Raw genomic sequence first — 13522 nt, 5'->3', positions numbered from 1 at the left:
GCTGGGAGACCATCGCGGCGGGCATGCTCGAGAGCAGGGCGAGGCGGTCGCCCCGGGCGTCGAGGTCCTCGAGGACGTCCAGGGTGTCGAGATTGGGGTGGGACCACTGGTTGCCGTCCAGGATGTCCAGCCAGGCGGCCCGGGAACCCCCGACGTCCTTCCCGCAGACGAGAGCCCAGTAGTCGGTGGAGCTCAGCGTCCCGGCGTCGTAGGCGAGGCGGTTCCGCCAGTAGCCGGAGGGCGGTTCCCGCAGTGCCGGGATCCCGGTGGCGTCCGAGAGCAGGGCCCAGTCCTCGGGGGCGGGGGCGGGGGAGGTCACGTTGCCGTAGTCGAAGAGGTACCACCGGCTGGAGATGTTCTGACGGGCCATGCCTCAGGGTAGGACCCGACCCGGCCGCCGGACCGGTACCGCCGGGTGAACATCGGGTGAACCGTGGTGGACGGTGCGGCAGTAAACTTGCCGCGTGGGAATCGCGTTCACGGCCATCGACTTCGAGACTGCCAACGGTTTCCGTGGTTCCCCCTGCGCCGTCGGTCTGACGAAGATCCGGGACGGGCGTGTGGTGGAGGAGGCGTCCTGGCTGATGCGCCCACCCGTGGGACACGACTCCTTCGACGCCCGGAACGTGGCCATCCACGGGATCACCCCGGATCGGGTGGAGCACGAACCCCGCTTCGGTGAGCTCTTCCCCGAGATCGGCGGCTTCATCGGCTCCGACGTCCTGGTGGCCCACAACGCGGCGTTCGACCTCGGGGTGCTGCGCTCGGCCCTCGAGGTGTCGGCGCTCGCGGGCCCGGCGTGGGACTACGCCTGCACCGTGGTCCTCTCGCGGAGGAGCTACACCCTGCCCTCCTACTCCCTGCCGTTCGTCGCGGAGGCCGCCGGCGTACCGCTGCTCAACCACCACGACGCGGTCGAGGACGCGCGGGCGTGCGCGGGGATCATGATCGACATCGCCCGGCGGCACGACGCCCCCACGGTGGCCGATGTCCTGGGGCACCACAATCTGGCTCTCTCCCATGCCGAGCCCTACGAACCCGGGGTGGACGATCTGTCCAAGGCCACACGGACGGCGCTGTCGAAGCCGTCCGCACCGGCCTGGGGAGGGTGGCCGGAGGAGGGCGAGAACCCGCACGCCAATGCCCAGGCCGATCCCCGGCACCCGCTCTACGGCCAGACCGTGGTGTTCACCGGGAACCTCGGGATCTCCCGGCCCCAGGCCAAGGAACGCGCAGCGCGCCTCGGGGCGCAGCCGGCGAGCGCCGTCACCCGGCGCACCACCGTGCTGGTGGTGGGGGACGGGTTCGAGGCGGCTGACCTCCGCAACGGCCGGGTCACCGGGAAGGCGCGGCGCGTCCTGGAGCTGCACGAGCGGGGCCAGGAGATCGAGGTGCTCTCCGAGGCGGAGTTCCTCCAGCTGACCGGCGGTTCCTGACCGTCCCGACCTGCCCGGGTCACCGGAACCGGAGCTCCACCCCGGTGAGGTCGGCGGACAGGTCGATCAGCCGCGACGCGGCGTTGGCCTCCCGCGCCCGCGGCTCGGCGTCCACGATCGCAGGCTCGCCCGTGAGCTGGAACCAGCCGTCGGGGCCGCAGTAGGCACCGTTGGGAACGGTGGGGTCGGCGACCGCGCGCACCAGCGGCCGGGCACCCTCGTCCTTGCCCTGCGCCACCTGCGCCATGACCCGGCGTCGCCAGGGTGCTGCGTCCTCGTGCGCCGCCACCCCTGATCGCTCCGGGGTGAGCATGCCGAGCGCGAAGCCGGGATGCGCCACCACGCTGGTCGCCGTGCTCCCGGTGAGCCGGAGCCGCCGCGCGAGCTCGAAACCGTAGGCCATGACCGCCAGTTTCGAGGTGGCGTAGGCCCGTGCGTTCACGTACCGGGCGGGTTGCAGCGAGGACGGGGTGAGCCGGGCCCACCGGTGACTGATGCTGCCGAGGTGCACGATCCTGGTGCCCGCGGCGGAGAGCGCGGGGAGCAGGAGGGCGGTGAGGGCGTAGTGCCCCAGATGATTCGTGCCGAACTGGAGCTCGAACCCGTCCGCCGTCGTACGACGCCGGGAGGACCCGACCACCCCGGCGTTGGCGAGGAGCCCGGCGAGGGGTGGGCCGGCCTCGAGGGTGCGCGCTGCGGAGCGCACGGAGGACAGGTCGGCGAGATCGAGGGGCTGGAAGGTGACCTCTGCGCCGGGGTGCACTTCGCGGATGGCGCGGATCGCGCGCTGTGCCTTGTCCTCGCTCCGGGACGCCATGACCACGTGCACCCCCGCGCCCGCGAGCTGTTCGCAGGCGAAGTACCCGAGACCGGCGTTGCCGCCCGTGACGAGGACGCGCCGACCGGTGAGGGAGGGGAGGGTGTCGAGGTTCCACATGCGTCCCAGCCTAGGCACCTCGGACGCTCCTGCCACGTCGCGTGCGTTCAGGCCCCCGTGGTTGCGGAGAGCAGCGTCCGGCCCATGGCGCGGACCACGGCCGGGACACCCGGTGCGGTGAGGTACGACGGCGGCAGGGCGGCCGTCCCGTGGAGGGCCCCGATGATCCCGCCCGCCAGCGACGCCGCCACGACGGGGGAGGACCCGCGCACGGGCGCCTCGACGGCCGCCGCCAGCACGGCGGCCCGCTGCTCCTGCGGTGAGCGGGACGCCGTCGCCCCTGCGCGGACGGCGTGGACGGCGGCATCGAGGGTCGCGGACGCTGTCGGGCGCGGAGCGCCCACCGACTCCGGGCCACCCCCGCCGGCCGCGGTCGGGTGATCGAAGGCGGCGCCGCGGGTGGCGGCGTCCGCGAGGCCGTCGTCGAACGCCGCGCCCTCGACGACCAGCCGCCGGATGATTCCGCTGAACCGGGCCGCGGCGTCCTGTGCCGCCGAGGAGCCGTGGGTCAGGGCGGCGGCCTCGACCGTCAACCGTTCCACCATGCCCCCCGGGATGCGGGGAACCAGCCCGAACGGCGCCGAGCGCATCAGCGCGCCCGGCCCCTCCGCGGACGGGTTGAGGGGCCGGGCGCGGGACCCCATGGCGCCCGTGGCCAGGGCGGGGAGGGAGGCGGCGGCGGCCCGGAGCCCCGGGGGCAGCCCCTCCTGCCGATCCAGCCAGCGTGCGGGCGGTGCAGGTGCTTCCGGTGGCAGCTGTGCGCCCTGGCGGACGGACCAGCGGAGGTAGGCCAGCCAGAGGCAGGCGGTCTCGTCCGCGGCGACGCCGTCGTTCGCCCACTCCAACGCCTCCACGATCCCGTCCACCGTGGAGAGCGTGAGATGCGTCGCGGCCGAGATCGACGACGCCGTGGGCTCCTCGGGTACGCCCGCGGTGCCGGCTCCGTCCTCCGTCAGGACGCCGAAGGCATCACCGGCGAGGGTGCCGAGCAGGCACCCGAGAACCCTGTCCTCGTAGCTCGCGGGAGGATCGTCCGGGGCGCCGGTACCGGGCATGCTGTCGATGGTCATCCGACCAGTCTAGGGAAGGCGGGGGCGCTGCGGTTCCCGCGTCCGCCCAGCTCCCGTGCAGCTTCGGCTGGGAGGCTTGGCGGCGGTCCGGCCCACCCCCGGACGGCGTCCCAGGAGCTCCACCGGAGGATTAAGCACCCATGACCGAGCACACCACGTCACCCGGCATCCCGGGGACACCGACGATCACCACCGGTACGCCGGGGGCCGCCTCCCGATCCGGCGGAGGAGGCCCGGGTCTGTTCGCGCGGTGCGTCGCGGAGGCCGCCGGCTCGTTCCTCGTGATCGTCGTCGGGATCGGGGCCACCATGCTCGCCACCGAGGCCGCACTGCAGCCCGGCCTGGTCCTCGGCTTCGCCGTGGTCGCCGCGATGATCGCCTTCGGGCACGTCTCGGGGGGCCACTTCAACCCGGCCGTCACACTCGGTTCGGCAGTGGCCGGGCGCACGGAGTGGAAAGCGGTGCTGCCCTACGTGGTGGCCCAGGTGCTGGGTGCTGCGGCTGCCGCCGGTCTCCTGTGGTTGGTGCTCAGCAGCAATGCCCAGCTCACCGGGATCGACGCGTTCTTCGGTTCGGCGTCCAACGGCTTCGACGAGCACTCCCCGGCCGGGTTCCCGCTCACCAGCGCCTTCCTGATCGAGGTCGTGGCAGCCGCGCTCCTCGTGGCGGTGTTCCTCGGGCCCGGAGCTCGGGGTGCCGTGCGCGGTCTGGCGCCCTTCGCCGTCGGGCTCCCTACGCCGGTCTCGTCTCCTTCCTGCTCCCCATCACCAACGGCGGGAACAACCCGATCCGCCCGGCCGCCCCGGCCCCCTTCGCCGAGAGCTGGGCGCTGGAGCAGCTGTGGCTCTTCTGGGCGGCGCCGCTCCCCGGCGGCGTGCTCGCGGGTCTGGTGTACCGGAGCGTCGACTGGGCTTCGGACGCCCGGACCGATGGGTCCCGAACCGCCGACTCCGCAACAGACGGGTCCGGGACGGACGGGTCCGGAACCGTGGGGACGGACGGCACGATGACGACGGACCCTGCAGCGCCCGGGTCCGCGAACCGTGGGACCCCCCGCGTCCTCGGGACCGGTCGCGGACGGGCGGACCGCCTCGCGGCCGATGACGAGGGGGACGGCGAGGACTCCGCCGCACCCCGGCACTAGGCGGCGTACCACATCCGGCAGCGGCCGGCGGGCGATCCCGCCGTGTGAGGGCCCGATGGTGCCGTCCGGTGCTACTGGGCGGACTCCGCCGATCGGAGGATTGTCGCAGAGCAGCGGTAGCGTGCACTGCATGAGGATCCTGCACACGTCCGACTGGCACCTGGGCCGCTCCTTCCACGGAACGGGCATGCTCGAGGCGCAGCGGGGTTTCCTCGACCACCTCGTGCGGACCGTCCGCGAGGAGGGTGTGGACGTGGTTCTCGTGGCGGGCGACGTCTACGACCGCGCCCTGCCGGGCGTGGATGTGGTGGCCCTGTTCGACGACGCGCTGGAGCGCCTCACCGCCACCGGTGCGCAGGTGGTGATCAGCAGCGGCAACCACGACTCCGCCACCCGGCTCGGCTTCGGGGGGCGGATCCTCGCGCGCGGTGGTGTCCATCTGCGCACCCGCATCGAGGACATCGGCAGTGCGGTGGTCCTCCCGCTCGGTGCGGACGCGGAGTTGGCGGTCTACGGCATCCCCTACCTCGAACCACGCCTGGTGGCCGAGGCGCTCGACGCGGACCGGCCCGGTCATCCGGAGGTCACGCGGGCGGCCCTGGACCTGGTCCGCGCGGATCTCGCGCGACGACGGTCCCGGGGGCGCGTGGTGTCGGTGGTCATGGCCCACACCTTCGCCGCCGGGGGCGCGGGGTCGGACAGCGAGCGCGATCTGGCCGTCGGCGGCCTCGGGTCCGTGCCGCTCCCGCTCTTCGACGGCTTCGACTACACCGCGCTCGGGCACCTGCACGGGCGGCAGACCCTCTCCGACACGGTGCGCTACTCGGGATCACCGCTCGCCTACTCCTTCTCCGAGGCGGGCCACACCAAGGGCGGGTGGATCCTGGACGTCACGGTCGACGGCGTCCGGGACGTCCGCGCGGTCGAGTGGCCGGCACCGCGCCGGCTCGCGGTCCTGCGCGGCACCCTGGACCAGCTGCTGGAGCTCGAGGACCTCCACTGGGCCGAGGCCGCCTACTGCTCCGTCACCCTCACCGACGCGGAGCGGCCGGCACGGGCCATGGAACGCCTGCGCACACGCTTCCCCGACACCCTGGTGCTCGGCTTCGAGCCGGAGGGCGGCCCCGGTACGGACACCCGCTCCTACGGTCAGCGCATCTCCGCGGCGAAGGACGACGCCGAGATCTGCTGCGGTTTCCTCGAGCACGTCCGGGGACGCAGGGCCTCGGTGGAGGAGGCCGGCCTCGTGCGCTCCACCGTCGACACCGCCCGCAGCCTCCTGCACGAGCGTCAGGACCACCCGTGAGACTGCACCACCTCGAGATCCAGGCCTTCGGGCCGTTCGCCGATCGGCAGCGCGTGGATTTCGACGCCCTGTCGGCCCAGGGGCTCTTCCTGCTGAACGGTGCCACCGGCGCAGGGAAGTCCAGTGTGCTCGATGCCGTGTGCTTCGCGCTCTACGGCTCCGTACCCGGTGCCCGGCAGGGCGCCAAACGACTTCGGAGCGACCACGCGGCCGAGGCGGTGGCACCCGAGGTCGGTCTCGAGTTCTCCGTGTCCGATCGCCGCTTCCGCGTGATCCGGTCCCCTGCCTGGGAACGACCGGCACGCCGTGGGAGCGGCACCACCACCGAGCAGGCCAGGACGCTGCTCAGCGAGCGCGTGGGTGACCGGTGGATCCAGAGATCCGCCCGGAACGACGAGGCAGGGCTGGAGCTCGCCTCCCTGCTCGGGATGGACAAGGAGCAGTTCACCAAGGTGGTACTGCTGCCGCAGGGGGAGTTCGCAGCCTTCCTCCGCGCCGATGCGGCGTCCCGGCGCGCGCTGCTCCAACGGTTGTTCTCGACCACCCGTTTCGAGGAGCTCGAGAAGCAGTTCATCGAGGAGAGCCACCGCACGGCGAGATCCCTGACCGAGCAGGAGGAGCGGCAGCGGCAGATCCTCGTCCGTGCGATCGACGAGGTACAGCGACACGGTCTGGGGGAGACCGGAAGCGGAGCCGATGCGGCCTCGCCGGTCGGGGCAGGAGCGATGGACGAACTGCGCACGGTCCTCTCCCGGGAGCGGGACGCAGCAGCCCGGGAGAGCGCGGACGCGAGGACCGCCGGTGCGCTCGCCGCCGCCGAACTCGCCGGGATCGAGCAGCGGCGCGCCCGCAGCGACGTCCTCCGGAAGGTGCGCAGCCAGCAGGAGGACCACGAATCCCGTACGCCCGAGTTCGCCGCCGCGGCGGAGCTGCTGCTGAGGCACGAGCAGGCCGTGGGTCTCCGTGGGGTGCTCCGGCAGGACGAGGAGTCCAGGGGCGCCGCGCACCGTGCACACGGCGACCACGAAGCGGCACGGGCCCGGCTCGGCGACGGCGTGGCCCACGAGTACCTCCCTCCCGACGCCGGTCGGGAGGGGAGTCTCTCGCGCGAGATGCTGTCCACCGCCTGCTCGGCGTCGTCCGCGGCGCTCGGAGTGCTGCGTGCGGCGCTACCGGACGAACTCCGGTTGCAGGCCGTGGTGGCCGAGCGGCGGGCGCGGTCCTCCGAACTGCAGCAGCTCGAGGGGCGGCCACCTCCGCCGGGCAGGATCGCGTGCGTGCACAGCGCGGACGGGCCGAGGGCGGGGAGGCCCTCGGCCCCCTGCGCACCGTCGCCGGCGCCGCGGAGCACCGCCGGGCCGAGGTCGCCGCGGCGCTCGCCGCGCAGGAGACGGTGGGGCGGTACCGCGAGGCCAGGGAACGCGGCGCCGTCACCGAGGAGGAGCATGCCGCGGCAGCGGAGCGGTTCCTGACCCTCAAGGCGGCGTGGCTCGCGCCGCGGCAGCCCCGGCGGGGGCAGTCGGCCGAGGGACCGGCGGGACGCCGGGAAGCGGGCCGGCCGTGCCCGGTCTGCGGCAGCGCCGAGCATCCTGCTCCCGCGACTGCACCGACCGGTGAGCGGATGGGTCCCGACCAGGAGCAGGAGGCCCGGCGCCTGCAGTCCGACGCCGAGGCCCGGCTGCAGGGGGGGCGCGAGGAACGGGACCGGGTGCGGCTCGAGGTGGCCGCCCTCGCCGCCCGCGGCGGCGACGTGGAGCCGGACGTGGCGGCGGAGGTGGTGCGCACGGGTGTCGCCGCGCTGGAGGAGGCCGAGCGGGCCGTGGCGGACTGCGCGACGCTGGAGGCACGGATGCGGCAGGGTGCGGCCGAGGAGGAGCGGATCGGCCTCCTGCGCGAATCACTCCGGGAGCAGCACCACACCGCCGGAGCACGCCGATCCTCGCTCCAGGACCAGGAGGCCGTGCTGACCGCCCGCCTGGACGGACTCCGGGCGGGGGCGGCCTCGCTCGCCGAGCGGATCGACCGGGTGCAGCAGGCGCACGACGATCTCGAGAGTGCCCGGGACTCCCTGGAGGCACTCGTACGGTGCACCTCGCACCGGGACGAAGCCGGTGCGCACCTCGAGCAGGCGTTGCTCGCCAGCGCCTTCGCCACGGCGGAGGACGCGCGCGCAGCGCTCCTGCCGGAGAGCCGGCACGCGGACCTGCTCTCCTCCGCGAAGGAGCACGAGCTGCGCGGTCACCGGCTGGACGCCGCCTGGGAGGACAGTGCCGTCCGGGCCGCCCTCGACGAGGAGCGGGACGGCCTCGAACCACCCACCGACGACGACGTCCGCCGGGCAGCGGCCTACGCGGAGCAGCGCCGGACGCTCGCCCACCGGGCGGACGTCCGGTCCGAGGTGCTCGGCCACTCGGTGGAACGGGTCGCGGAGCTCGCGCGGCAGCTCGCGGAGCTCGAGGAGGAGGTCGCTCCGCTGCGGGAGCGGTCGGCGCTGGTGGCCGCCGTGGCGGACACGGCGCGCGGCGGAGGGGAGAACCTCTACAAGATGTCCCTGGCCACCTACGTGCTCGCCTCCCGTCTCGAACAGGTGGCGGCCGCCGCCACCGAGCGGCTCCTGCAGATGTCCGACGGCAGGTACGCCCTGGTCCACAGCGACGCGACGGCGGGGAACCGCCGCTCGGGTCTCGGGCTCGACGTCATCGACGGGTGGACCGGGAACAGGCGGGGCACCTCCACGCTGTCGGGCGGGGGGTCGTTCATGGCATCCCTGGCCCTGGCACTCGGTCTCGCGGACGTGGTGCAGCAGGAGGCGGGCGGGCTCGACATCGAGACCCTCTTCGTGGACGAGGGCTTCGGTTCGCTGGACGACCAGGCCCTCGAACAGGTCATGGACGCGCTCGAGGGGTTGCGCAGCGGTGGGCGCGTCGTGGGGCTCGTGTCCCACGTGGCCGAGCTGAAGCAGCGGGTCGGCGTCCAGCTCCAGGTCCTCAAGGGGCGGCAGGGGTCCACCCTGCACTTCGTGGAGCAGCCCACCGGCGTATAGAATCAGAGGTGTTACCGGGTCGGGCGCATCGGGAGGGGGGACGATGCGCATGAGTGGTACCCGGAAAGCACATGACCCAGAATGTCGTACCGGCAGCGCCCGGTCCCAGTTCCTCCCCTGACCCCACCCGAGCGAGGTCCTCGCGGCTCGGCCGATTCGGCGTACTGCCGGAAATGGCAGGTCCGTCCTTCCTCGTGATCGGGCTCTTCGCCCGCCTCCCGCTCGCGATGCTGACCATCGGCGCGCTGACCCTCGTCACCAGCGTCAGCGGATCCTACGCCGCCGGGGGTTTCGCGGCCGGGGCCGTGGGTATCGGATCGGCCCTCGGCGCACCGCTCGTCGGTCTCCTGGCCGATCAGCGCGGGCAGCGCGCAGTCCTGCTGGGAACAGCGGTCCTCAACCCCCTCGCCGTCGTCGCGGTACTGCTCGTGACGCTCCTCGGCAGTGCCGGATCCCTCGCGCCCGTCCTGGCGGTGTCGTTCGTGATGGGGTTCACCTGCCCGCAGATCGGTCCGTTGGCCAGGGTCCGCTGGATGGCGATGACGCAGAGTTCCCCGCGCTCCACGCTGGACACGGCACTCTCCTACGAGAGCACGGCGGACGAGACGACCTTCGTCCTGGGACCGGCGCTCGTGGGACTGCTGGCAGGTCTGATCGCCCCCTGGCTCCCCCTGGTCCTGGCCGCCGTGCTCACCGCCACCCTCGTGCCGGCGTTCGCGGTGCACCGCACCGTGTCGATCGGCGGTACCCCTCCGGCCGGTGGGACGTCACCGGTCACCGCGGAGGCGCCGGCGGCGTCCTCCGCCGTCGGGAAGGCTGCGGTCCCGAGCGGTGTCGGTGCCCCGCGTGAGGCCGTCACCGGTCGGCGACGTACCGGGCTCGTCCTGCTGCCGGTCGCCGGGATGCTCGCCATGGGCACGTTCTTCGGTTCCACCCAGTCCTTCCTGAACGTCTTCGCGGGAAGCTTCGGCGCCCAGGAATCCGCGGGTCTCCTCTACGCGGTCATGGGACTGAGCTCGGCGGTCGCGGCACTGTCCGTGGCGTACTGGCCACGACGTCTCACCTCGCCCGTCCGCTGGGTCGCCTCTGCCGCGGGTATGGTGCTCGCCGCGGGTGGACTCCTCGTCACGGGATCCGTTCCCGCGATGCTCGCCGTGCTGCTCCTCCTGGGGATCTTCGTGGGACCCACCATGGTCACCGTGTTCTCCATCGGATCCGTGGTGGCGCCCGCGAGGCGTCTCGGTACCGTCATGACGTTCCTGGCCAGCGGGATCGTCGCGGGTACCGCACTCGGATCGGCCACCGCCGGCAGCCTCGCGGAGACGGCCGGCGCAGGAGGTGCGGCCCTGGTCCCCGGGGCTGCCGCCCTGGTTCTGCTCCTCCTCGGGGCGGTGTCCGTAGCAGCTCTGCGCTCCCGCGGTACCGATCGATGAGGGGGAACCGCCGCTGTCGCTTCCGGTGTGGCACGCATAGGATCGGAGGAACCACGAAGCACGAGGAGGACTCATGAGTACCGAAGGTATCGAGCACAAGGACGCCGACGACGCCGAGGGCGTGGGACCCGAGGGCACCATCCCTGCCTCGGGCGACGGCATCGCCGCGGGCTCCACGGACGAGGCGAACCACTTCGAGCCCGAGGAGGACGGCGAGGAGTCCTAGGCCTTCGTCCTGGGCCCGCGTCGTACTACCGGGGGGAGACCGGTCACCGGGAACCGGGCATGCCCGGACCAGGGCACAGGACCGGCTCGGGTGGACCGAGCCGGATGTCCGGGGCCGCCCGGGCCGGATCCCCAGACCCGATCCGGAGGATCCGATGGGTGGCCGGACGGGCTCAGCGTATACGCGGGGCCCGGCCCGGCGGCTGGGGGATCCGCACGTTACCGGTGAACACCCCACCGGTGATCACGTCGACGGTACCGGTGATCGTCCTCGGCGCGTCACGGGGCGGCGTGGGGTGCAATGCTTCCACGTGCTCGTCGCTGCGGCTACGGAGCTGCAGGGCCACCTCGTGGGCCCCCGGCCGGCGCAGCGGATCCCGGGCCGTCATGCTCCGCAGCAGCCCCGTCCACTCCGGACCGAGTTCGTCGGGGACCTCCGGGTCACGCAGCAGACGGGCCAGCGCCGCCTCCACCACGGGCCCGGGGAAGGCCTTCTCCCCGGTGAGGCACTCCAGGAGCACCAGGCCGAGCGAGTAGATGTCGCTGTGCGCATCGAGCGGGTCGCCCTTCGCCTGCTCCGGGCTGAGGTAGTTCGCCGTCCCGATCGTGGCACCCACCGCCGTGGCCATGGTGGCCTCGACCATCCGGGCGATGCCGAAATCGGTCAGCTTCGGGTACAGCCGGGTCCCGTTGTCCCCGCTGTGGTACATCAGGATGTTGGCGGGTTTCACATCGCGGTGCACCACACCCTCCGAATGGATGTACGCCAGGGCATCGGCGAGGTCGGCGCCGAGCTGGGCGACGTCCTCGGAGGCCAGCGGCCCGCGCTTCAGGAGCTGCCGCAGGTCCTCCCCGTCCACGAGTTCCATCACGAGGAAGCCCGCGGTACGGCCCTCGGCGTCCTCGTGGATGCCGGCGTCGTGCAGTGTCACGAGTCCGGGGTGGTTGAGCGTGGAGAGCAGCATGGTCTCGGTGTGCTGACGCCGGTAGTCGTCGTCGTCCGAGGTGGTGGGGTTGAAGACCTTGATGGCGACCGCGCGGCCCAGGTTCCTGTCCACCGCCCGGTACACCGAGGCCGCCCCACCGACGCCGAGGAGATCCAGGGTCTGGTACCGGTCGGCGAGGAGCGCTTCCATGCGTGTCCTCCCGGTACGGATTGCCGACGTGGATCGTGGGTCAGCCCATCATCAGGCTGCTGATCAGTTTCCAGTATAACGACGGGGCAGGGGTGCAGGACCGTCCGGGCCGGTCCTTTACCGAACCTTGATCAGTCGCGGCCTCGGGAGAGGAACGCGGAGGCCGCATCCTTGAAGGTGCGAGCGGTGACGGCGTTCGCGTGCGTCCGTCCCGGCAGCAGGAGGACCTCTCCCGACGGGGCGCGGGCTTCGAGCTCCCCGATCCCCGTCGCGTACCCGTCCTGGTCCCCGGCCACGAGCAGCAGCGGCATCCCGGGCAGCGCTCTCCAGGGGTCGAAGGGCTCCGTCCTGATGGCGGACACCATGGTCAGCAGCGCGGACAGGGTGGTGCCGGGGGTGCTCATCGCCATGTGGAGGAGGTCCGCCGTCACGGGGTCGTCCACCGGAGGGCCTCCGGCGAGCTGCCGTTCTGCTGCCCGGAGGTCGAAGGACGCGAGGGGATCGCACGTCCCGGGTCCGCCGAGGACCATGCGTCGCACCAGGTCGGGCCGCGCGGCCCCGAGTTCCCATGCCAGGCGTGCCCCGAGCGAGTACCCGATGACGTCCACGCCGCTCGTGGGATCGTCGGCGGAGAGGGGCACGATTCCCGTCTCGACCAGGGACTGCACGATGTCCTCCCGCATCCGGCTGGGTGCATAGTCACCGGCATCCACCGGTTCCGCACTGTCGCCGTGCCCCGGGAGGTCCACCATGATCAGGGTGCGCCCGGCGTCGTCCAGGTACCGCACCCACCCGGTGCCCACCCAGTTCTGCCTGCCGGACGAACCGAACCCGTGCAGCAGCAGGACCGGCGGGAGGGGACGCGGCTGCCGGGCCGTACGTCGCGTGACGGAGAGGTGCGGGCCGATCCCCTCGACCCCGTGCAGTGCGTGCTGATCCATGAGCACCATGCTAGGGCCGCCGGTGGAGCGGCGTGGCAGGCACGACGGACGCCGCACGCGCACCTAGACTGGCCGCACCGAGTCGGCTCCACGGAGGGACGCCATGAACCACTCACCGCCAGGACCGGTCGTACGGCGGGCCATGGTGAGGACCGTCGCCCTCGCCTGTGCGGCGGCGCTGCTCCTCACCTCGTGCACCGGTGCCCGTGACGACCCCGAGGACGTCGTTCCACCGTCCGGTTCCCCTGCGGCCTCCCCGACACCGACGGCGTCACCCCTCCGGGAGGCGCGTACGGGGTGGAAGGTGTTCACCGATCCGGGGCGGCTCCTCAGCTTCGAGCTCCCCGACACCTGGCGCGTGCAGACCGCGCAGCCGGAGCCCGGCAGGTCCTCGCCGGGATCCCTCCACTACGCCGTGCTCACCGCGGAGGGAGTCGTCGCGGCGGAACTCCACACGGGGGTGGTGATCCCGGAGACCCCGTGCGAGGACTGGGAACGCACCCCCTACTACGTGATCGGCAGCGAGGCGCTGGAGGGCGCCGGCAGTGCGCCGGGGCCCGACCGGGTGGAGCCCCATTTCGTGATCCGGCTCATCACCGGGTTCAGGTTCTTCGGTTCCTATGGCATCACGGACCGGGTGGGAAGCGACGACGGTCTGGCCTGGGCGCTCCCGAACACCGGGGGGGCGGGGGGGGGGCCCGGCCGCGCGGGCTCCGGCGACCTCCCGGTCCTGGTCCCGAAGCCCCCCGCCGACACCGGACCCGCGACGGTGTCCTTCGGCACACTCGGCGAGGCGCGGGTGGGCCACGCCCCCCCCGGCCTCCGCGGCGGCGGGCCGGGGTGCCCGGGCC

Annotated in this window: 12 protein-coding genes and 2 pseudogenes; 9 read left to right on the top strand and 5 right to left on the bottom strand. The window is 72.9% G+C overall.

What is annotated here, in order from left to right:
• A pseudogene (locus tag AC792_RS00955) lies at window positions 1-370 on the bottom strand (HAD family hydrolase); the annotation flags it as partial.
• Window positions 371-464: 94 nt separating this feature from the next.
• Here AC792_RS00955 and AC792_RS00950 point away from each other — a divergent pair.
• Window positions 465-1436, top strand: a complete 972-nt coding sequence (locus AC792_RS00950; protein WP_049828729.1) for an exonuclease domain-containing protein — start codon at window positions 465-467, stop codon at window positions 1434-1436.
• 19 nt (window positions 1437-1455) lie between these two features.
• Here the strand turns inward: AC792_RS00950 and AC792_RS00945 are convergent, their stop codons facing one another.
• Together AC792_RS00945 and AC792_RS00940 are read right to left on the bottom strand one after the other, a co-directional pair.
• Window positions 1456-2373: an SDR family NAD(P)-dependent oxidoreductase gene (locus AC792_RS00945; RefSeq protein WP_049828728.1), complete on the bottom strand. Its 918-nt coding sequence runs from the start codon at window positions 2371-2373 to the stop codon at window positions 1456-1458.
• 47 nt (window positions 2374-2420) lie between these two features.
• Window positions 2421-3443 (bottom strand): ADP-ribosylglycohydrolase family protein, encoded by a 1023-nt coding sequence (locus AC792_RS00940; protein ID WP_049828727.1) that lies wholly within the window; start codon window positions 3441-3443, stop codon window positions 2421-2423.
• 140 nt (window positions 3444-3583) lie between these two features.
• Here AC792_RS00940 and AC792_RS00935 point away from each other — a divergent pair, with 140 nt between their 5' ends.
• The 7 genes and pseudogenes from AC792_RS00935 (at window position 3584) to AC792_RS17425 (ending at window position 10595) form a co-directional block, all read left to right on the top strand.
• Window positions 3584-4453 (top strand): aquaporin, encoded by an 870-nt coding sequence (locus AC792_RS00935; protein ID WP_049828726.1) that lies wholly within the window; start codon window positions 3584-3586, stop codon window positions 4451-4453.
• A complete protein-coding gene (locus tag AC792_RS17170) occupies window positions 4450-4587 on the top strand; it encodes a hypothetical protein (protein ID WP_160317586.1) in 138 nt (45 codons plus the stop codon). Before AC792_RS00935 ends, AC792_RS17170 begins: the two co-directional genes overlap by 4 nt.
• Window positions 4588-4717: 130 nt before the next feature.
• Window positions 4718-5893 carry a metallophosphoesterase family protein gene (locus tag AC792_RS00930; RefSeq protein WP_049828725.1) on the top strand — a complete coding sequence of 392 codons (1176 nt, stop codon included), beginning with the start codon at window positions 4718-4720 and terminating at the stop codon, window positions 5891-5893.
• A pseudogene (locus tag AC792_RS18090) lies at window positions 5890-6459 on the top strand (AAA family ATPase); the annotation flags it as partial. The gene AC792_RS00930 and the pseudogene AC792_RS18090, both read left to right, overlap by 4 nt.
• A gap of 707 nt (window positions 6460-7166) precedes the next feature.
• Window positions 7167-8936 carry an SbcC/MukB-like Walker B domain-containing protein gene (locus AC792_RS17980; protein WP_049828724.1) on the top strand — a complete coding sequence of 590 codons (1770 nt, stop codon included), beginning with the start codon at window positions 7167-7169 and terminating at the stop codon, window positions 8934-8936.
• Window positions 8937-9109: 173 nt separating this feature from the next.
• Entirely contained in the window at window positions 9110-10369 is a 1260-nt protein-coding gene (locus tag AC792_RS00920) for an MFS transporter (protein WP_326947485.1), read from the top strand.
• Window positions 10370-10442: 73 nt separating this feature from the next.
• Window positions 10443-10595 (top strand): hypothetical protein, encoded by a 153-nt coding sequence (locus AC792_RS17425; protein ID WP_162838430.1) that lies wholly within the window; start codon window positions 10443-10445, stop codon window positions 10593-10595.
• 172 nt (window positions 10596-10767) lie between these two features.
• Here the strand turns inward: AC792_RS17425 and AC792_RS00915 are convergent, their stop codons facing one another.
• Window positions 10768-11730, bottom strand: coding sequence for a serine/threonine-protein kinase (locus AC792_RS00915; protein WP_049828722.1), 963 nt, complete (start codon window positions 11728-11730; stop codon window positions 10768-10770).
• Between the two features lie 131 nt (window positions 11731-11861).
• On the bottom strand, window positions 11862-12671 hold the full coding sequence (locus AC792_RS00910) for an alpha/beta fold hydrolase (RefSeq protein ID WP_049828721.1): 810 nt from the start codon (window positions 12669-12671) through the stop codon (window positions 11862-11864).
• Window positions 12672-12774: 103 nt separating this feature from the next.
• On the opposite strand from AC792_RS00910, the gene AC792_RS00905 reads away from it, so the two are divergent.
• Window positions 12775-13522, top strand: a 748-nt coding sequence (locus tag AC792_RS00905; protein WP_152915950.1) for a hypothetical protein, incomplete at its 3' end; no start/stop codon positions are given.

Source organism: Arthrobacter sp. RIT-PI-e (genome assembly GCF_001187915.1).
Classification (GTDB): Bacteria; Actinomycetota; Actinomycetes; order Actinomycetales; family Micrococcaceae; genus Arthrobacter_D.
This window is presented reverse-complemented; position numbering and strand designations above follow the sequence as displayed.